At 73.2% G+C, this 18,744-nt stretch carries 13 protein-coding genes, 1 tRNA gene and 2 pseudogenes; 6 read left to right on the top strand and 10 right to left on the bottom strand.

All coding sequences use genetic code 11. The annotated features are described in order from the left end of the window. Window positions 1-113: 113 nt before the first annotated feature. The 6 genes from ABTY40_RS24050 to ABTY40_RS24025 form a co-directional block, all read right to left on the bottom strand. The gene (locus ABTY40_RS24050; RefSeq protein WP_502990659.1) at window positions 114-1,919 is read right to left on the bottom strand and encodes a S8 family peptidase; all 1,806 of its coding nucleotides are present in this window, start codon (window positions 1,917-1,919) and stop codon (window positions 114-116) included. Between the two features lie 1,181 nt (window positions 1,920-3,100). Beyond that, the gene (locus tag ABTY40_RS24045; RefSeq protein WP_352061413.1) at window positions 3,101-3,967 is read right to left on the bottom strand and encodes a GNAT family N-acetyltransferase; all 867 of its coding nucleotides are present in this window, start codon (window positions 3,965-3,967) and stop codon (window positions 3,101-3,103) included. A 365-nt stretch (window positions 3,968-4,332) separates the two neighbouring features. Beyond that, window positions 4,333-5,274 (bottom strand): diacylglycerol kinase catalytic domain-containing protein, encoded by a 942-nt coding sequence (locus ABTY40_RS24040; protein ID WP_352061412.1) that lies wholly within the window; start codon window positions 5,272-5,274, stop codon window positions 4,333-4,335. Beyond that, complete coding sequence (locus ABTY40_RS24035) at window positions 5,271-6,317, bottom strand: SPFH domain-containing protein (protein ID WP_352061411.1); 1,047 nt, start codon at window positions 6,315-6,317, stop codon at window positions 5,271-5,273. The genes ABTY40_RS24040 and ABTY40_RS24035 overlap by 4 nt, the downstream gene beginning before the upstream one ends. A 49-nt stretch (window positions 6,318-6,366) precedes the next feature. Then, window positions 6,367-7,431: a DMT family transporter gene (locus ABTY40_RS24030; protein ID WP_352061410.1), complete on the bottom strand. Its 1,065-nt coding sequence runs from the start codon at window positions 7,429-7,431 to the stop codon at window positions 6,367-6,369. After that, window positions 7,428-8,282 carry a phosphatase PAP2 family protein gene (locus ABTY40_RS24025; RefSeq protein WP_352061409.1) on the bottom strand — a complete coding sequence of 285 codons (855 nt, stop codon included), beginning with the start codon at window positions 8,280-8,282 and terminating at the stop codon, window positions 7,428-7,430. The genes ABTY40_RS24030 and ABTY40_RS24025 overlap by 4 nt, the downstream gene beginning before the upstream one ends. 265 nt (window positions 8,283-8,547) lie before the next feature. On the opposite strand from ABTY40_RS24025, the gene ABTY40_RS24020 reads away from it, so the two are divergent. The 4 genes from ABTY40_RS24020 (at window position 8,548) to ABTY40_RS24005 (ending at window position 11,057) form a co-directional block, all read left to right on the top strand. Then, window positions 8,548-9,150 (top strand): TetR/AcrR family transcriptional regulator, encoded by a 603-nt coding sequence (locus ABTY40_RS24020; protein WP_352061408.1) that lies wholly within the window; start codon window positions 8,548-8,550, stop codon window positions 9,148-9,150. Between the two features lie 29 nt (window positions 9,151-9,179). Next, the gene (locus ABTY40_RS24015; RefSeq protein WP_352061407.1) at window positions 9,180-9,557 is read left to right on the top strand and encodes a DUF488 domain-containing protein; all 378 of its coding nucleotides are present in this window, start codon (window positions 9,180-9,182) and stop codon (window positions 9,555-9,557) included. 165 nt (window positions 9,558-9,722) lie between these two features. Further along, window positions 9,723-10,805: a MerR family transcriptional regulator gene (locus ABTY40_RS24010; RefSeq protein ID WP_352061490.1), complete on the top strand. Its 1,083-nt coding sequence runs from the start codon at window positions 9,723-9,725 to the stop codon at window positions 10,803-10,805. Window positions 10,806-10,844: 39 nt separating this feature from the next. Continuing rightward, complete coding sequence (locus ABTY40_RS24005) at window positions 10,845-11,057, top strand: hypothetical protein (RefSeq protein WP_352061406.1); 213 nt, start codon at window positions 10,845-10,847, stop codon at window positions 11,055-11,057. A 23-nt stretch (window positions 11,058-11,080) separates the two neighbouring features. Here ABTY40_RS24005 and ABTY40_RS24000 read toward each other — a convergent pair whose 3' ends face one another. Next, the gene (locus tag ABTY40_RS24000; protein WP_352061405.1) at window positions 11,081-11,599 is read right to left on the bottom strand and encodes a DUF309 domain-containing protein; all 519 of its coding nucleotides are present in this window, start codon (window positions 11,597-11,599) and stop codon (window positions 11,081-11,083) included. A 126-nt stretch (window positions 11,600-11,725) separates the two neighbouring features. Here ABTY40_RS24000 and ABTY40_RS23995 point away from each other — a divergent pair. Continuing rightward, window positions 11,726-11,799, top strand: a tRNA-Pro gene (locus tag ABTY40_RS23995). 97 nt (window positions 11,800-11,896) lie between these two features. On the opposite strand, the pseudogene ABTY40_RS23990 reads toward ABTY40_RS23995, so the two are convergent. From ABTY40_RS23990 to ABTY40_RS23980, 3 genes and pseudogenes are all read right to left on the bottom strand, one after another. Then, window positions 11,897-12,034, bottom strand: a pseudogene (locus ABTY40_RS23990) (site-specific integrase); the annotation flags it as partial. Between the two features lie 630 nt (window positions 12,035-12,664). Continuing rightward, a pseudogene (locus ABTY40_RS23985) lies at window positions 12,665-12,813 on the bottom strand (transposase); the annotation flags it as partial. A gap of 295 nt (window positions 12,814-13,108) precedes the next feature. Further along, window positions 13,109-14,683, bottom strand: a complete 1,575-nt coding sequence (locus ABTY40_RS23980) for a S8 family peptidase (protein WP_502990661.1) — start codon at window positions 14,681-14,683, stop codon at window positions 13,109-13,111. 911 nt (window positions 14,684-15,594) lie between these two features. Here ABTY40_RS23980 and ABTY40_RS23975 point away from each other — a divergent pair. Then, a complete protein-coding gene (locus ABTY40_RS23975; protein WP_352061403.1) occupies window positions 15,595-18,216 on the top strand; it encodes a helix-turn-helix transcriptional regulator in 2,622 nt (873 codons plus the stop codon). Window positions 18,217-18,744 lie beyond the last annotated feature (528 nt).

Genomic DNA, 18,744 nt, shown 5'->3' with positions numbered 1-18,744 from the left:
AGCGTGCCCCGCGCAAAGAGGAGCCGCTCACGCCAGAACGCGCCCGTGGTGTAGACCACGGACGCGTCGCTGACCAGCAATGATGCTGATGTGGGGGGTGGTTCAGGGGGCACTCAGAAGGTGAGGCTCCACGAGTTGATGTAGCCGGTGTCACCCGAGGCCACATCGCGGACCTGAAGCTTCCAGGTGCCGTTGGCGACCTCGCTGGAGGCGTCGACCGTGTACGTCGTGATGACGTTGTCGGTGCTGTCCGAGGAGGAGGACGCCTTCAGGTTGCGCACGGTGCCGTCGGGGGCGACCAGGTCGATGACCAGGTCACCGCGCCAGGTGTGGCGGATGTCCACGCCGACCTTGAGGGCGGAGGGGGCGTTGCCGGTGCGGCCGGTGACGGCGATCGAGGACGACACGGTGGCGTTGTCGACGATCGTCACGTCCGTGCCGTTGGTGAACGTGGTGCCGGTGGGCGGCGTGGTGGTGCCGGTGACCGCGTCGACCGTCTTCGCGGCGTCGGCGATGCCGGAGCCGCAGCCGCCGCTGCAGGTGCCGGGCAGCGGGCGCGCGTTCGACTTGATCGCGGTCTCGATGTCGGCCGGGGTGAGCGTGCTCTTGGCCGACTTCAGCAGGGCGGCGAGACCGGCGATGTGCGGCGCGGCCATCGAGGTGCCCTGGTAGGGCTTGTAGTTCTCGGTGGACTGGACCGTCGTGCCCGCGTTCAGCGTCGAGAGGATGCCGTTCTCGGGGGTGGTGACGGTGCCGGGGGTGTCCGTGGCGCGGCGGGTCTCGCCGCCCGGCGCGGACACGTCCACGGCGGTGCCGTAGTTGGAGTAGTACGACCGGTTGCCCTCACGGCTGGTCGACGCCACGGTGATGACGTTCGAGCAGTTGGCCGGGGTGAAGCCGGAGGTGTTGGCGTTGCTGTTGCCCGCCGCGACGACGACCGTGGTGCCGCGCTGGACGGCGCCGTTGATCGCGGTCTGGTAGACGCTCGGGCAGGTGGAGCTGGCGCCGCCCAGGCTCAGGTTGATGACCTTGGCCGGGGTCGCGTTGGCCGGGACGCCCGGCACGGAGCCGCCGGAGGCCCAGGTGATGGCGTCGGCGATGTCGGAGGACGAGCCACCGCACTTGCCGAGGACCCGGACGTGCTGGACCTTCGCGCCGTACGCGATGCCGGCGATGCCCTTGGTGTTGTTGGTGACCGCGCCGATGGTGCCGGCCACGTGCGTGCCGTGCCACGACGAGTTCGAGGCGCGGGAGCCGGTGCCGCACTCGCCGTCGGTGGCGTTCCAGTCGCCCTCGTCCTTGGCGTCCGCGTCTCGGCCGTTGCCGTCACGGGCGTCGGAGGAGGTGGAGATGAAGTCGTACCCCGCGACGGTGTTGGCCGCCAGGTCGGTGTGGGCCGCGTAGCCGGTGTCGATGACGGCGACGGTGACGCCGGAACCGGTCGTCTTGTCCCAGGCTGCAGGAACGTTCATGCCGCCGGTGGCCTCGAAGAGGTCCCACTGCTTGGCGTACTCGGTGTCGTTCGGCGTGACGGCCATCGCGTAGGCGCGGATGTCCGGCTCGACCGAGGCGACGGCCGGGTCGGCGCGGAACGCGTCCATGACCTCGGTCACGTCCTGCTCGGTGGCGCTGTCGCCCAGGTCGACCAGGGCGGCGCCGCCGGCGAGCCGGCGCTCGAAGGCGAGCTTCTCGCCCGTCTTGGCGGCCTTCTCCGCCGCGTCGCTCTTGGCGGCGGTGTTCGAGCCGGCCTCGGCGGCCTGGCTCTTGTAGGTGACGATGACCTTCTCGACAGGGGCGCTGGGCAGCGTCCCCATCGCCTGCGAAGCCGGAGCCGGCTTCGGGGTGGCAGCGCCCGGGGCGGCGGCGAACGCCCCGGAAGTGGTGGCAGCGGCACCGAGGATCGCGGCGCTCGCGACCACGGATATGACTCTCCGCCTGGAACCGTTCAAGGTGTGGCCCTTTCGAGTACGACGTAGCTGCGGAGCAGTGGCGGCGGCGCGGGAGTCGCGGGGCGATGTGGGGTCGCGGTCCGTCGGTCCCTGGGCTGGGGGGCCCGTGCGCCGCCACCGGCGCGACGGCCCGGGTCAAGGCCGCCACCGGCGGACACCACCCTCCGCATGCACCTGTCAGGTGCGGTCCGGGGGATGATATCTGCCGGTGCGGAGGACAGTAGGGAACGGGCGGGTGAACCCGATACGGGGAAAACCCTTGTCACCCCTCACCCCGTGGCGGGGGCAGGTGAGGGGAAGGTGACGGAAAACGTACGGGGAGATGAACGGGGGTCCCTGCGGGAGGCCCCGGACGCACCGTCGCCCCCGGCCGCCGGCGCGCCTGCGGCCGCGCCGCGCGGAGGGTTCGGAAGGAACCTCCGGCCATGCCGTCCGGTCGCCGGGGGGAGGGTGCGTCCCGGGCCGCATCAGGCGTCTGACCTGCTCTTATGGGGTGGGCGATGGGTGGCGGCGCCGCCCGGCCGGCGCGGTGGCGGCCTTCCTGGACGGCCCCCGCGCCGGCCGCCGTCCTGGCTCCGCCCCGGGCAGCGGCCCCCTGCCCGGAGGCTCCTCGAACCCTCCCGCCCGGCGCCTCCCCGGCCCCTCCCCCGACCCTCGCGGACCGGGGCGGGGGCGGCGAGGGGTGGTCATTCAGTGGGCTCGGTTGTCCGTATAGCGGACGGTCCGGGGGGTGGAGGGGGGTGTTTCCGGCCGCCGGGGCGGGGGCGGGGCGCGGGGCCGCCTCCGGCTCGGGCCGGGGCATCGGCCCCCGGCCCGCGTGCGGGCGGCGGTGGGCCGGGGGGCGCGTGACGGTGGGCGGCGCTGGGGGCGGAGGGACGCGCGTGACGGTGGGGGTCGGGGGGCGGAGCCCCGGCGGCCGGCCGGGATCGGCCCGGAACGGGACCCGGGCCGAGGTCGGGCGGGCCGGGCGCCATCGGGCAGGTCCGGCCCGGTTCAGGCGGGTGCCTGGATCGGGCGGGTCCGGATCGGGCGGGTGCCTGGATCGGGCGGGTGCCTGGATCGGGCGGGTCCGGATCGGGCGGGTCCGGATCGGGCGGGTCCGGATCGGGAGGGGGTTCAGGCCCGTCCCGATCCGGACCCGCCGTCCCCCCTCAGCCCAGTTCGAGCGTGGTGACGCCGAAGACGCGCTCCCAGGCCACCGGCCGGACCGGGCCCGTGTACATGCGGGCCGTCTCGAAGGTCGGCTCGAGGCCCCGCTCCCGTGCCAGCCGCGCCGCCGCCGGGTTGGCCTCCGGCATGTCGATCGCGATCCGGGCCGCGCCGAAGTCCCGCGCCTCCCGGGCGAGCGCGTCGAGAAGGGCCGCCGCGTCCTGCGGTCCGTCCGCGAACAGCGGCCCGATCCGCGCCTCGCCCTCGGCGGGCCGCACCACCCCGTAGCCCGTCGGGCGCCCCTCCGTCACCCGGACCAGCGCGCGGTGGCCCGGGGTCGTCAGCCAGGCGGAGAGGAAGCGCGGCCGGTCGGCGTGGTGACACGTGCTGTCGTACGCGGCGAGGGCCGCCGGATCGACCCGGCCGGCCGGTACGACGCCCGCCACCGGCCTGTCCGGGGCCGGCACCTCTCCCACGTACCGCGCCGAGCGGTACGCCATGGTGAACCCGGACCGCCGGTAGTTCTCCTGCTGCGCCGGCACTCCGTCGAGGCCCACCGTCCGGGCCCCCGCGTGGGCGAGGCCCGCCCGCCAGGTGGCGAGGCCGTGCCCGAGGCCCCGGAGCTCCGGCCGGACGAGGTAGAAGCCGAGGAAGGCGTAGGCGTCGTCGTAGGTGACGACCGACACGGCGGAGACGGGCTCCCCGTCGATGCGCCCCAGGAAGAACCCCTCGGGGTCCTGCGCGAAGAACGCCGACGCGTCGGACAGGCCCGGATTCCACCCTTCCTCGACGGCCCAGGCGCGGACGGTCTCCCAGTCCTGCGGTGAGGCGGTCGAGACGATGAGCGAACCGGGGGAGAGGAGGGTCATGGGGGTCCCTTCGGCGGCCGGGCCAGAGGCGTCGCGACAATCCGGGCGAAGCGCCGCGAGCTTATCCAGGCGGTCGCCCGCCCCGGCCGCGCGCCGATGCTTTCCGGCCGTCCCGCACGACGGCGTGGACGGGGGCGTCCCGTGGGCGAGACCGGGTGCCGCGACGTCCCGTCGCCCCGCGAGGCGCGCCGTGCCACCACGCCCTGCGGCACGGGAGGTGCGCCCCCCACACCCTGGGGGGGACGACGACCATGGACGCCGGATCGGCGCGCGGCCGGAGCGGGCGCCTGGAAGACCCCGCCCGGCCGCCGCGGCACCGTCCTCCCGGGCGGACGGCCCCGCCTGCCCGGAGGCGGTGGCGCCCCTCAGCCCACCAGCCGCAGCCGGCGGTCCGCGACCGACAGGTCCACCGTCTGGCCCCAGGTCAGTTCCAGGGCGTCCGATTCCAGCCCGTCGCCGAAGGCCACGAGACGGTCGGACTCGACGGTGAGCCGCAGGCTCGCCCCCGCGCCGAGGAGCCCCTCGACGCGGCTGGTGCCGGTCGTGGGGGACGGCCAGGCCTCGCGGACGAACCAGGCGAGCCGCGCGTCCCCCGGCGCGGGCAGGGCGAGGGTGCTGGAACGCTGCTGCCACAGCGACCGCAGCCAGCCCGTCGCACCCGTCCCGGTGCCGACGAGCACCCCGGAGGAGGCCTGGGCCTCCGCCGCTCCGGCCGGACCCGCGCCCGACGCCGTACGGGGTCCCGCCTCCGTACGCGGACCGCCGAAGCCGAGGGTGTAGCGCGCGGTCTGGTGGCCGGGCGGACCGACGTAGATCTCGTTGAGGGCGAGGAGCCGCTGCGCGTCGTCGGTGACGGCCGCGACCATCGTGAGCTCGTCGACCGCGGCGCGCCCGCCCGCCGCGTACGGCAGCAGCCGCCGGGCGTCGGCGGCCCGGTGGCGTACCAGGACGCCCGGATTGCGCCCGGGGTCCGCGTCGATCCCCACGACCGGCTGCCCCGCGAGGTACTTGGCCGCGTTGGCGACCAGACCGTCCTGGCCGGCCACGACCACCACGTCCTCGGGGCCGAACAGGAACCGGTCCAGATCGGCGCGTTCCACCCGGGTCTGCCGCCAGGTGAGCGGCACGGCGGCCGCGACCTCGGCGAGGGCGCGCCGGGTCCGTTCGTGGCGCTCGCGCACCGCGTCCACCGAACGCCCGCGCGCGGCGAGGAAGAACGCGGCCTGCCCGTGCGTGCCGTGCCGGGCGAGCAGCTCCTCGTACTCCGTCGTCCGGTGGACGAGGACCGCGCGCGGCGCCAGGCTCACGGCCGGACCCCGCCGTCCGGTGCCTCGGCCCCGCGCGCCCGCCCGCCCCCGCCCTCGCCCAGGCGGGTGAGCAGACCCGTGAGCACGTCCGGGGAGAGGGTGAGGTGCTCGATCCGGGGCAGGTTCTCCGCCGCGCGGGTCATGGCCAGGGCGTGCAGAACGGCGGGCTCGGCCTCGGCGTGGGCGCGCAGCCACGCGCTCTGCGCCCCGGCGCGCGCCGCGCCGACCTCGCGCGCCGCCTCCGCCTCCGCGCGGGCCAGCCGCACCTTCCGTACCGCCTCGGCCTCGGCGCGTACGGCGTCGGCGGCCGCACTCTCCTCGGCCTCGCGGCGCGCGTTGGTGCCGCGCTGTTCCACCAGGCGCTCCTCCTGGCGGGCCAGCTCGATCTTGCTGGCGAGTTCGTTCTCGGCGATGGCGCGCTCACGTTCGACGGCCACCGCGCGCCGCTCGTACGTCGCCCGGTCCGCCTCCTGCTGGATCTGTTCGCGGGCGGGCGTGCGCAGGGCGCGTTCGACCTCGGGTTCCGGGCGGATGGCCACCACGCGGACGGCGACCACCTCGATGCCGGTGGCGGGCAGCCGCGGTTCGGCGCCCAGACCGGCCGTGATCCGGTCCCGTACCGCCGCCACGCCGTCCACCAGGGCCTCGGCGAGGGTGGTACGGGCCAGGACGTCGAGGGCGTGCTGCTGGGCGGTCTCGGTGAGGAGCGTGGCGATCTGTTCGAGGGGCGTGCCGCGCCAGGCGCCCGTGTCCGGGTCGATGGAGAAGTCGAGGCGGGCCGCGGCGGTTCCGGGGTCGCCGATCCGGTACGTCACGGTGGACTGCACGCTCACGTCCTGGAAGTCGGCGGTGCGCGCGTGGAAGGCCATGGCCAGCTCGCGGTCGTTCACCGGGACCTCGGAGAGCGCGGCCGTGCGGGGCCGGAACCAGAAGCTCAGTCCCGCGCCGTCGTGGACGAGCCGGCCGCGGCGCTGGTGGCGGATGTGCGCGGTGGGCGCGGAGCGCAGATGGCGCCAGCCGGCCCGCCGGGTGATGTCGGCCATGGGACCCCCTTGTCGTCACAGTGACGATAGAGGGCCCCGCCGGTTCTCGTCAAGATGACGCAATAGGGGTGCGGGAGTGCTCCGTACCGGACGCCCGGCCCGCCGGAACGGCGACGACCGGCGCGGGCGCGGGCACGGCCGGAAGCAACGGGCCGGCGGGCGCGGGAGTGGCGGGGGCGTCCGGGTGGGTGGCCGCGACCGGCGGGGTCCCCGGGGACGGCTGTCCGGGGGCCGGGGAAGTGGCCGCCGCGCCGCCCCTCGTCAGGAGCACCACGCCCCGGGCCGCCACGAGCGAGGCGGCCGCGGCGATCACCCAGCCCCATGCCCCGGCGCGGAAGGTCTCGCCGAGCAGCGCCACACCGATCACCGCCGCGGCCGCCGGATTGGAGAGGTTCACGACGGCGAGCGGCGCGGCGAGGCCGCCCCGGTACGCCGTCTGCGAGAGCAGCAGTCCGCCCACCGCGAAGGCGGAGATCAGCACCGCGAGCAGGGTCGTCTGCCACCAGGCGGGCGCTCCGCCGGGCAGCGTGAACGCCAGCGCGGCCGTCAGCGTCTGGGTCAGCGCCGAGGCCACCCCGGACGCGATGCCCGAGGCCGTCGCGTGACCGAGTCCGCGCGAGCCGGGTCCTGCCGCCCCGCGGGCCCCGGCCGGGGAGGCGAGCACCGCGATCAGCGCCGCCGTCGCCGCCGCGACGACCAGGGACTCGCGCAGGCTCAGCGCCTCGCCCGGCGCGGTGGGCCCGGTCACCGCGACCAGGCCCACCAGTCCGGCCAGGGTCCACAGCGCGCCGCGCCACTCGGTACGGGTCACCCGGCGCCGCGCGCAGTACGCCCCCAGCGGCAGGGCCGCGACCAGCGTCAGCGCCCCCAGCGGCTGAACGAGCGTCAGCGAGCCGTAGTGCAGCGCCGCCACGTGGGCGAGCGCGCCGGCGGCGTTGAGGCCGACCGCCCACCACCACTGCCCGCGCGCCAGCAGCGAGCGCAGCGCCCCCCGCCCGGCGCCGGCGGAGGCGGAGGCGGCGAGCCGGGACTGTGCCACGGCGGCGAGCGCGTACCCGGCCGCCGAGACCAGGGAGAGGAGCACCGCGAGCACGGTGCCGCCGGCGGGGCTCATCGCAGCACTCCCGCGGTCGGGCGGGGCGCCGGGACCGTGGCGGGGGACGCGGCGGTCCGTGACGCCAGGGCCGGTGCCACGGGGGACGCGGCGTGCGGCTCCGGCGGGGAGGCCGTACGCCGCCCGGGCGGCCGGACGAGTGCCAGCGCCAGGCCGAGGAGCGCGGTGGCGGCCAGCGCGTCGAGCCAGTAGTGGTTGGCGGTGCCGACGATGACGAGCAGCGTGAGGAGCGGGTGCGCCAGCCACAGGACCCGCCACGGCGAACGGGTCGCGGCGATCAGGCCGATCGCGACCATCAGCGCCCAGCCGAAGTGCAGCGACGGCATCGCGGCGAACTGGTTCGCCATCGAGTCGGCCTCCGGCGTGGCCCCGTACACCGACGGTCCGTAGACCCGGGCCGTGTCGACCAGGCCGGTGGTGGCGAGCAGGCGCGGCGGGGCGAGCGGCACCGTCAGATGCAGGGCCAGCGCGGCGGCGGTGAGCAGCGCGAGGACGCGACGCGACCACAGGTAGTGGGCGGGCCGGCGCCAGTACAGCCAGACCAGGAAGGCGAGGGTGGCCGGGAAGTGCACGAGCGCGTAGTACGTGTTGGCGGCCTTGATCAGCGGCTCGCCGTGCAGGAGCAGCGTCTGCACGGCGCCCTCGCCCGGCAGGCGCAGCGCGCGCTCGGCGTCCCAGACGTGGTCGGCGTTGCGGAAGGCGCGGGCCTCGTGGCCGTTGGCGAAGAGGCGGCCCAGCTTGTAGACGAGGAAGAGGGAGGTGACCAGGAGCAGCTCGCGCAGGAGGGGTGGCCGGACCCCGCGTGCCGGACCCCCGGAGACCTCCCCTCCGCGAGGGATCCCCGGTTCCACGGGTTCCCGCGGGTCCTCGCGTTCCGCCCGGCCTTCTTCCCGGTCGGGGGTAGCCGTCGCCCCCGGCCCTGCAGGACGTGGCCCTCGTATCCCGCGTATCCCGGCAGCCATCGGCGCGGCCCCTTTTTCGTATCCGAATCAGCCAAAAAGGCAACAAACGGAGGGAAGCGTAGATCCGATTTCATCGAGACGCAAGCGTCTCGATACGTTTGCGTCTCGATTCGGCCGGGTTTAGGCTTCGGGCAGAGGTGTCCGGGAGGAATCGATGTCCACTCAGGCCGCGACCGCCGCAGCCCGTCGCAGCAAGATCACGCCCGAGCGCGAGGCGGAGCTGTACGACGCGGTGATCGCCCTCCTGCGGGAGGGCGGCTACGACGCCGTGACGATGGAGGGCGTCGCCGCCCGCACCAAGTGCGGCAAGGCCACCCTCTACCGGCAGTGGGGCACCAAGCCGCAGCTCGTGACCGCCGCCCTCGCCGAGCGGCGCTGCGCCGTCTTCGCCGGCATCGACACCGGCACCCTCGCCGGCGACCTGCGCGAGGCCGCCCGCCTCGCCGCCTCCCGCCGCGACCGCGACGCCGAACTCATGGAAGCCGTCGCCCAGGCGTACATCCAGCACCCCGACCTGCGCGCCGGGCTCCGCACCACCGTCATCGCCCCCGAGATCGCCGCCCTCGACGCCATGCTCGCCCGCGCCGTCGAGCGGGGCGAACTGGCCCCCGACAACCCGGCGACCGGCTTCGTCGCCCCCTGCTTCCTCGGCATGCTCCGCGTCGAGCGACTCTTCGAGGACCGCTTCACCGACGCCTCCGCCATGCGGACCTTCGTCGACGCCGTCCTCCTCCCGGCGCTGCGCGTCGAGGGGTGAGCCGCGCCGCGCTCCCGCACCCTGGAGCCATGGCTGCCCGTCACACCCCCACCGTCCGCGTCCGCCGCGTCTACGACGCCCCCTCGCCCGACGACGGGGTCCGGGTCCTCGTCGACCGGCTCTGGCCGCGCGGCCTCGCCAAGGCCGACGCCCGCGTCGACGAATGGCCCAAGGCCCTCACGCCCTCCACCGAACTCCGCCGCTGGTACCACGGCGAGGAGGGCACGTACGAGGAGTTCCGGCGCCGCTACGAGGCCGAACTGGCCGCCCCCGAAGCCGCCGAGGCCCTCGAACGCCTCCGCGCGCTCGCCTCCCGGAGCACCGTCACCCTCCTCACCGCCACCAAGGACCCGGACGGCAGCCACGCCTCCGTCCTCGAACAGGCCCTGACCGCGCACCGCCGCTGACCCGTCCGGGCGCTCTCCCGCCGCCCGCCCGACCGGGCCGGTTGACCTTCCCGCCCGGGGAAGGTCCAGCATCGGCCGTGCCGGACGAGGTGTCCGGCACAGGGAGGAGGCACGCCGGTGGAACGGTACGAGCACGGTGCGGCGGACGAGGAACGGCCGGCCCGGATGATGACGATCGGGGAGTTCTCCCGGGCGTCCCGGCTGTCGGCCAAGGCCCTGCGCCGCTACGACGAACTCGGCCTGCTCCGGCCCGCCCGCGTCGACCCGTACACGGCCTACCGCTACTACACCGAGGACCAGCTCGAACGGGCCCGGCTCGTCAGCTGGCTGCGCCGCCTCGGCATGCCGCCGGACCGGACCCGCGAGGTCTGCGACCGGTACGTCACCGACCCCGACGCGGCGGCCCGCGCCGTCCGCGCCCACTGGGCGCGCGCGGAGGCCGAGACCGCCGCACGGCGCAGCCTGGCCGCCTCCCTGACGGACCTGCTGGAAGGACCCCGCACGATGACCACCCACCCGTACGCGCTCACCGCCGCCGCCCACACCGACCCCGGCCTGACCCGCCCCGCCCAGCAGGACGCCGCCGTCGCGGGGCCCCGGCTGCTCGCCGTCGCCGACGGTTACGGACCCGCGGGCGCGGAGGCCGCCCGGACGGCCGTCGAGGCCCTGGCCGGTCCCCTGCCCGAGCGCACCGGCGACCTCCTGAACGCCCTGGAGGACGCGGTCACCCGCGCCGGCGCGGACATCGCCGCCCACGGCGGGGACTCCGGCACCACCCTGACCGCCGCCGCCTGGACCGGCTCCCGGCTCGCCGTCGCCCACGTCGGGGACTCGCGCGCCTACCGGCTCCGCGACGGCGCGCTGCTGGCGCTCACCCGCGACCACACCGTCGTCCAGGACATGATCGACACCGGCGAACTGACCCCCGCCGAAGCGGCCGCGCACCCCGACCGCCCGCTGCTCCTGCGCGCCCTCGACGGCACCACCCCCGCCGCCCCGGACCTCACCGTCCACGAGGCGCGCCCCGGCGACCGCTACCTCCTGTGCACCGACGGCCTCTCCGCCGTCGTCCCCGCGGACGACATCCGCCGCGCCCTCGCCCACGGCACCCCCGACGAGACGGTCCACGAGCTCACCGCCCTCGCCCACGCGCGGGGCGGACCGGACAACCTCGCGTGCGTCGTCGCCGACGTCACGCCCGCGTCACCGGGCGGGGAACCCCGCCCGTTCCCCGGGCGTCTTCCCTGACAACAGGAGATCGATGGTGCACGACCCGAGCGAGGTGCCATGCACGCGAACGACCCGACGAAGCTCGAAGCCACCCTGGCCGACGGCAGGCGCATGACGCTGACCCTGCCCCCGACGAGCGCGTCCTGGGCCGCCGACGGCCTCGGCTCCCTCCGCCCGGTCCGCCCCACCCACACGGGCCGCCGGGAGAACCCCCCGGTTCTCCCGGAGGACCCGCCGCTCCCGCTGCAGGTGGCCCTCCTCGGCCTCTGACCCCGCGAGCCGGCCGCCCCGCCTCACCGATCGCGGAGCAGACGGGGCGCCTCGGCCGCGGCGTCCGGCACCGGCGTCCGCCCCGCGACGGGCCGGCGCTCCAGCCGCGCGGCCAGGCCCCGGGCCCAGCCCGCCAGCCCGGCGACGTCGATCCCGTACGGCTCGGCGCCCGGCCACCCGGCCTCGATCCGGTCCGCGCCGCGCCGCAGCAGCCGCGCGCCACCCGCCGCGTTCCCCCGGGCCCCGTGCGTGAGCCCCACCGCGAGCTGCGCCAGGCCCTGCCACAGCTCCCGCTCCTCCTCCGGCCCCGACTTCCAGGCGTCCTCGAACACCTCGTGTGCGTGGAACGGCATCCCCGCGTCCAGCAGCCGCTGCGCCTCCCGCACCGTCTCCGCAGGCCCCCGCACCACCCCCTCGGGCTGCCGCGGCACCCCCTCCACCCCGTACGGCAGAGGCCGCCCGAGCCCGTCCCGCGGCCGGGCGTTCCGCGCCCGCCCCTCCGCGTCCCGATCCCTGCCGCGCTCCCTCGATGTCCCGTTCATCCCCCCATTCTCCCCACCCGCCCCTCCACCACCGACGCGGTGACAGCCCGTGCGTCACCGCACCCCCCGGAGTGAGGTAATGTTCTCTTGCACGCCGCGCCGGGGAAACCCGGCGAAGACGGGCATCGGGACGTGGCGCAGCTTGGTAGCGCACTTGACTGGGGGTCAAGGGGTCGCAGGTTCAAATCCTGTCGTCCCGACTTGCTTTTACGCAGGTCAGAGGCCGTATCGGAAGCATCCGATACGGCCTCGAGATCGTTTTTGGGGACCAGTTGGGGGCCACGGCGGTCGCTGGGGTCAGACGGCGGCAACTGCCGTGACCCGCAGCGAACGAGGTGCACGGAGCACCATGAGGTGCGCGGAGAGCGCGGCACCGGCTGCGGTGATCTGGTCGGCGTCCGGGTGCAGGTAGCGCTGGGTCGTGGTCAGCGAGCCGCGCACTCGACGGCCTCCTGCTTCGCGAGCCGCTCGGCCGCAGCCTTCTCGCGGGCCGTGGCACGTCGCTTCTGCTCCAGCTCCTTTGCCCGCGCCGCATCCCGTTTCCCAAGATCCCGCTCCATCTGCTCAGCCCTGCGCGCGTCGGCACTCGCTCGCGCCTGTTTCTCCTTCTGGGCACGCGACCACGCCTGCGCAACCTCACGCTCCTCCTCCCTGGCCCGCGCGGCCGCGACACGCTCCGCCTCCCGGGCCTGACGCGCCAGCGACCAGCAGACCCATGAGCTGCTGACCTGCTGGAAGCGGCGCAGCTACGGATCCCTCAGCGGTCTGCGGAGTGACCGCCCTTGATTGCCGTCCGACCGTAAGGCCAGGGAACCGCCAGATTGACATTGATCCTCGGGTGCGTCCTGGCGGTGATTCGATGAAGAGGCTGAGACAGCAGGCGCTTCGACGATCGGATCGCCTCCGGCCGGAAATGTCCTATGAGAAGCGGGCAGCGAGCAGCTGCGATACACATAGGGAGGCGGAGGGCCTGACTGATGATCTGTGACGCTCATTTGACTGCCGCGCGGTTGCCTGGCTTCGCCCCCTCGCTTCTCGGTGGTGACGCTCCGTGATACCGGGCCTCTGAAACGAGCCGAGTTCGTCTGGCGGGTCCCGCCAGGGCGAGCCGGTGCGGTACTTCCGCGCGATGGCCTCAAGCGGCCGACGATGGTCGGCCTATGCCGACCGTGGACCGGATCGGCCGGCAGCAGCGGCTCGATCCGGCCCCCCATCGCGTCAGTCCGGGGACGGGGTGGTACGGATACCTAATTCACTGCATGGTTGCAGGCCGGCGGCGTGCTGACGGTTTGGGCGAGGGTAATGATGCGGCAGGTGGAGTACCTGACGTCGCAATAGCTGCCAGGGCTTCGCCTGGGCGAAGGCGCGTTCTCCCGATGCTCTAAAACCGTGTGGGGCGAAGCGCCGTGAGCCGCGGCGAGTGCTCTCGCCGCGGCTCACGGTCTGCTCAGCGGTGGCTTCCCGGAAGTTCGTGGTGTTGGGTTGCCCGCGGGGAGGAAGGCAGGTGGGTCAGAACTGCAGGGACCAGCTGTTGATGTAGCCCGTGTCGTTGGCCCAGTTGTCCGTCACGCGCAGCTTCCAGGTTCCGTTGGCCGGTTCACTGGAAGCATTGACGGTGTAGGTGGCCTGGACGTTGTCCGCGCCGTCGTTGGAGTTGTAGTCCTTGAGCAGGTAGGGGGTGCCGTCGGGGGCGACCAGTTGCACGCGCAGGTCGCCGCGGAAGGTGTGCCGGATGTCGACGCCGACGGTGAGGGCGGAGGGGGCGTTTCCGCTGACGTTGGCGACGGTGAGCGGGGACTCGGTGGTCGCGTTGTCCCTGATGGGGTAGTCGTTGGTGTTCTCGAACCTCGGCCCGGCGGGAGGCGTGGAGGTGCCGGGGTTGGTGTTGAGCAGCTTGTTCGGGGACCCCGGCTTCGCGTCACCGATGGTGACCGTGCTGGCCTGGGCGACCAGGGCGTCACGTGTTTCCTTGGGGGTGGCGCCGGGGTGGGCGGCCAGGTACAGGGCTGCCGCGCCGGCCACGTGCGGGGCGGCCATGGACGTACCGGTCATGGTGCGGGTGCCGGTGTCGCTCTGGTGGCTGGCGGAGACGATGCCGGTGCCCGGGGCCCAGAGGTCGAGGCAGGGCCCGTAGTTCGAGTCGTGCCAGCGCGTGTCCGTCTTGTCGGTGTTGCCCACGGTGATCGCTTCGGGGATCTTCGCCGGGGAGGACTGGCAGGCGTCGGCGGTCTGGTTGTTGGCCGAGAGTGTCCACACGACGCCGGAGGCTATGGATTCCTTGATCGCGTTTTCGACGACGGTGTCGGAGGAGCCGAATACCAGGCTGAAGTTGGCCACGGCCGGCTTGACGGCGTTACGGGTGACCCACTCGATGCCGTTGAGAGCCTGCTCCGTCGAGCTGCTGTCGTTGCAGTCCAGGATGCGGACCGAAACGAGCTTGACGCCCTTGGCCACTCCGTACTGCGAGCCGCCCACCGTGCCGGCCACATGTGTTCCGTGGCCGTGGTTGGCGCAGTCGCTGGCGTCGGTGTCGTTGTCGACGAAGTCGTAGCCGCTCTTGGCCCGTCCGCCGAAGTCCTGGTGGCTCATGCGGATGCCGCTGTCGAGGATGTAGGCGGTGACATTGGCGGCGGTCGTGCTGTAGGTGTACTTGCCGTCCAGCGGCAGGGACTTCTGGTCGATCCGGTCCAGGCCCCACGTGGGATTGGTCTGCGTCTCCGCGGCGTGGCCGATCTGGACCGGCGCGACGTACTTCACCTTGGGGTCGGCGGACAGCTCGCGGGCCTCGTCCTCGCTCAGCTGGGCGGAGAAGCCTCGCAGCGCGTGGTTGTAGACGTGGTGCGCCGTGCCGCCGTACGTCTTGGCGAGCTTGTTCGCCGAAGCGGTCGACACCGTGCTGTCGTTGTCGAGCAGCTGGACGATGTAGCGGCCCTTGACCTGCCGGCCTTCGGGGACACTGAGCAGTTTGCCGGGCTGGGGTGTGGGGCGGGAGTCGGCGGACGCCGTGGGCGCCAAGCTCGTCGCCGCGGCGACGAGCGTCAGCACGGTGACGGCCACCGAGACCCTCTTGCGGGGATTGGACATCATCCTGGTCTCCGATGGAGTGCGGGTCTCACGCCGGCCCCGGAATGGGCGAATCGGCGTGTTTCTCCGTGACCGGCAGGTGCGGTCGGCGGAGTACCCGAACTTTGATCGGCGTCAGATTCCCCCACAAGGCTCGGTCCCGACCGGCACGGATACGTAAAAAAAGATCTGACCGTGCAGGGCCGAGGTGAGATCAAGAGCGATATGTCCTTCGCCGGTCTTCCGGACTTGAGAAAGGCACCAGCGCGGGGGCCAGCGGACGCGAGGTGTTGTTCCAGGGGTGCGGCCAAGCGTCCGCCCTCGGTGGTGAGGGCTGTTGGACCCGAGGTTTTCGCGTTCGGCTCCGTCATGATCCTGTGGCCGGGCGGCGTTCGAAGGAGTGTTTTGCCTGACATGTGCGGCAGGGGCGCCGGACCCGTCGGGACCCCCGGCCCCCCGGCCGCGGACCGGTGCCCGTCGGCGGTCGGCGGTGAATGGGACCGAAACGATGGTGAAAGAGGCGAGCGGCGTGATAAGAGGCGGTGAGAGTCGGCAGCCCCTGCTGTCGTGTGCCGACATGCGGGAATCCAGGAAGCCGCGTGCTCGCTGCCCATCAACGGAGTCCCGCTGCCGCGTCGGGCGGGCCGGACCGGCGGTCGGTCCCACCGCCTTGTGCCTGCTGTGACGATCGCAGAAGGACACCGGCCCCGTGAACGAGAGAGTCGGCCGACCATCCCGGCCTCGCCGATCACGCCACGACCAGTGACACGCCCGACGACTTCCGGCCAAGATGTGCGCACGGTGGACGCCCTCACCGGAGGATGCGGGGCGGGAAGTTCCGACAGTAAGTGTGGAGAGCAGTGGTCACGGTAAGGGAAGCTGCGTGGGAGCAACGGCTACGGCGCGCGCTGGTGCGCCAGGGCGCCAGACCGTTGCTTGTCTTCGCCGAAGGCGCCGCGGGGACGGGTAAAAGCCATCTGCTGCGCAGGCTTGCCAAGCTGCCGGAGGCCGCCGATGCGCCGAAGATCGTCTGGATGTGCGGAACCGGCAGCCCGCCGTCGGACGTACCGGACGACGGCCCCGTACTGCTGCTGGTCGACGACCTGCACCGGGCCAGTGCCGCTGAGTCGCACCGGCTGCGAGAGATGCTGGAGGATCCAAGGCCGGGGCTCGCCGCCGTCGTGACGTATCGGCCCGAGGAATCGGTGGGGCCGGGGCTGCCGCTGGGGAGGACGCCGGTGCGCTATCCGGCGGATTTGGCGGTGCTGAGACACCGCGTCGACCCATGGGACTTGGAGCAGGTGGGTGAAGCCGTGGCGGAGGCCATCGGTGAGCGGGGCACCCCGGAGGCAGCAGCCAGGCTGCTCGAACAGTCAGGCGGCGTGGCGCAGGTCGTCGTCGACGTTCTGACCGTCCTGCGCGACACCGACGGTCGGTGCACGCAGAGAGAGGTCGACAACGCGGGTGTGCCGGTGCGGCTGGCGGAACTGGTACTGAGCCGGATGGCGGCTCTCCCGGAGAAGCACCGGGCACTCGTGTGGGCGGCGGCGGTGCTCGACGAACCGGTACCAGGTCCAGAACTGCTCGCGGTCGCCGGCCTGCCGGGGAAGGGGAAAGAGGGACGTGCGGCCCTGACCGCTGTACTGACCGGTGCCACGCTGACAACGGATGGTGAGGGCCGATACCTCTTGCCCGTTCCGTTGGCCGCTGTCGCAGTGCGGGATCACCTTCCCTGGCCGGAAAAGCAAAAGCTGCACGCGAGGGCAGCACGGGTGATCGCCCGGCGTCAGCCGGTGGATTGGACGGTGCTGGCCCGGCACCGCAAAGAGGCCGGTCAGGTCCGGGGGTGGGCGCGGGCCGTCGAGCAGGCTGCTCGGAAGGCGAGTGAGGCTGGGCGGCACCAGGAGGTCATCACCCTGCTGGAACGGGCCCTCGCCTCGCCGGTCATGCCGCAGCAAGCACGGGGCTGTCTCGCGCCGATGCTGGCCCGCAGTGCGGTGGTGAGTCTGCGGTCCGACCAGACGGTGGAGGTTTTGTCGCAACTGGTCGAGGACGACAGCCTGCCCGTCGCGGTACGCGGAGAGCTTCGCCTGGATCTGGGGCTGCTTCTTCACAACCAAGTGGGCCGGACCGATGCCGGTTGGCATGCGCTGGAACGTGCGGCGGAGGAACTGAGGGACCAGCGCGCAGACCTCGCCGCCCGGGCCATGGCGGCTCTGGCCATGCCTCAGTGGCCAAAAGGCTCAGTTGACCAGCACCTGAGCTGGCTACGCCGCGCGGAGGAAGCCGCCGCAGCCAGCGGCAGCGAGGCGGCACGCGTGGCTGTTGCCGGGAACCGGGCCAGCCTGGCGCTGTGCTGCGGCGACCCAAAAGCCTGGCAGATGCTGGAGCAGTTGCCGACAGACAGCTCCGACCAGGATGTGATCCAGCACACGGCGAGAGGGCTGTGCAACGCCGCAGATGCCGCCGTATGGCTCGGCCACTACGACCGGGCCGCCGAGCTGCTTGCGGCAGGGCTCGAACAGTCGGCGCGCAGTGGCGCCCAGTACGCCGCCCACATGGGGCTGGGCGCACAGCTGTTGCTGGAGTGGAACACCGGGCGCTGGTCGGGATTGGTGGCCCGATGCGAGTCATTTATCACCGAAACCCCCGACATGCCGGTCATCAGTGCTGACGCCCGTATGGTTCTGGGGTTGCATGCTTTGGCGCAGGGCGCCTGGGGGCGCGCGGACGAGTGGTTCAAAGCAGGTGCTGCGGCATTGAGCGAAGGCACGGCGGCCCCGCTGGCAGCCGCGGTGTCCGGCGGACTGATCCGTCTTGCCCTGGCGCGCCAGGACATGAATACGGCCCTCGGGGAGGCGGAGCGGGCGTGGGAACGGCTCACGGCCAAGGGCGTGTGGGCGTGGGCGGCCGACTTGGCTCCCTGGGCAGTGGAGGCGACGGCCCGCGCGGGCGAGGTCGCCAAGGCCGAGGCCATGACGGCGGCCTACACCGCCGGCATCGAAGGCCGCGACTTTCCCGTGGCATCGGCCGCACTCCACTGGACCCGAGCAGTACTCGAAGAGTCGAAAGGCAGCTGGAAGGCGGCCGTGATTCACTACCGCCGGGCCGCGGCTGCCTTCGGCCACATACGCCGGCCGTACAGCCAGACGATGATGACCGAGGCCGCCGCCCGCTGTGAGCTGGCCACCGGAAGCACGGCCGTCAGGACGCAAGGGCTGACCGAACTGACCACCTGCGCACAGACGTACGCGGTGCTCGGCGCCGCCTGGGACGCCGCCCGTGTCCGGGCCGAACTACGGACCCACCAGCCTGCCGACGAGCGACGGCCGCGGGGCCGTCCGTCCTACAGGGACCAGCTCTCTCCGCGTGAACAGGAGGTCGCTGAACTGGCAGCGACAGGCCTCACCAACCGGGAGATCGCCAGCACCCTGCACCTGTCGCCCCGAACAGTCGAACAGCACATCGCGCGCGCCATGCAGAAGCTCGGCGCACCTTCCCGTACCGCTCTGATCGGGCCTACCACGTCGGCTTCTCAAGCCGGGGATGCCTGACGAGCTGGGGCGTGGCTGTGGCGAGCACGCGACAACTCAAGGTGTGACTCGGTTCAGACGGTGTTGCGGCCGAAGGCGAAGCCGGCGACAGCCAGGTCACCCAGCGGTGGAGGTAGGCGCCGGTGTCACCCACCAGACGACTGAGAGCAGTGGGCCGGGGGGCGACTTAGAGGCCACCTCGCCCTCGTCACGTCACCAGATCAGACCGAGAGCAACCCTGTCGCAGCCTTCGGCCAGGCGGCAGGCCCGCCGGGGTGCCCCTCGCTGACGGCCTCGTTCTGGGCGCCTCCTGACCGAGTCCTGAGTCGTGGCACATCTCGGTCTTCGGCCTCACCAGGACAGGCGGGTGCCGCCCGCTTCTTTCGCCGGACGTGCCGAGGCCGCTCCCAGGACGACTCGACCGCTCCGCGCGCCCCGTGCGGTTCCCGGCGGTCTCAGCACTCGATGATGTTGACCGCGAGGCCGCCGCGGGCCGTCTCCTTGTACTTGACGCTCATGTCCGCGCCGGTCTCCTTCATGGTCTTGATG

The sequence above is a fragment of the Streptomyces sp. NPDC126503 genome (assembly GCF_040302405.1).
Lineage (GTDB): Bacteria > Actinomycetota > Actinomycetes > Streptomycetales > Streptomycetaceae > Streptomyces > Streptomyces gulbargensis.
Note: the sequence above shows the minus strand (reverse complement) of the source record. Positions and strands in the feature narration are given on the sequence as shown.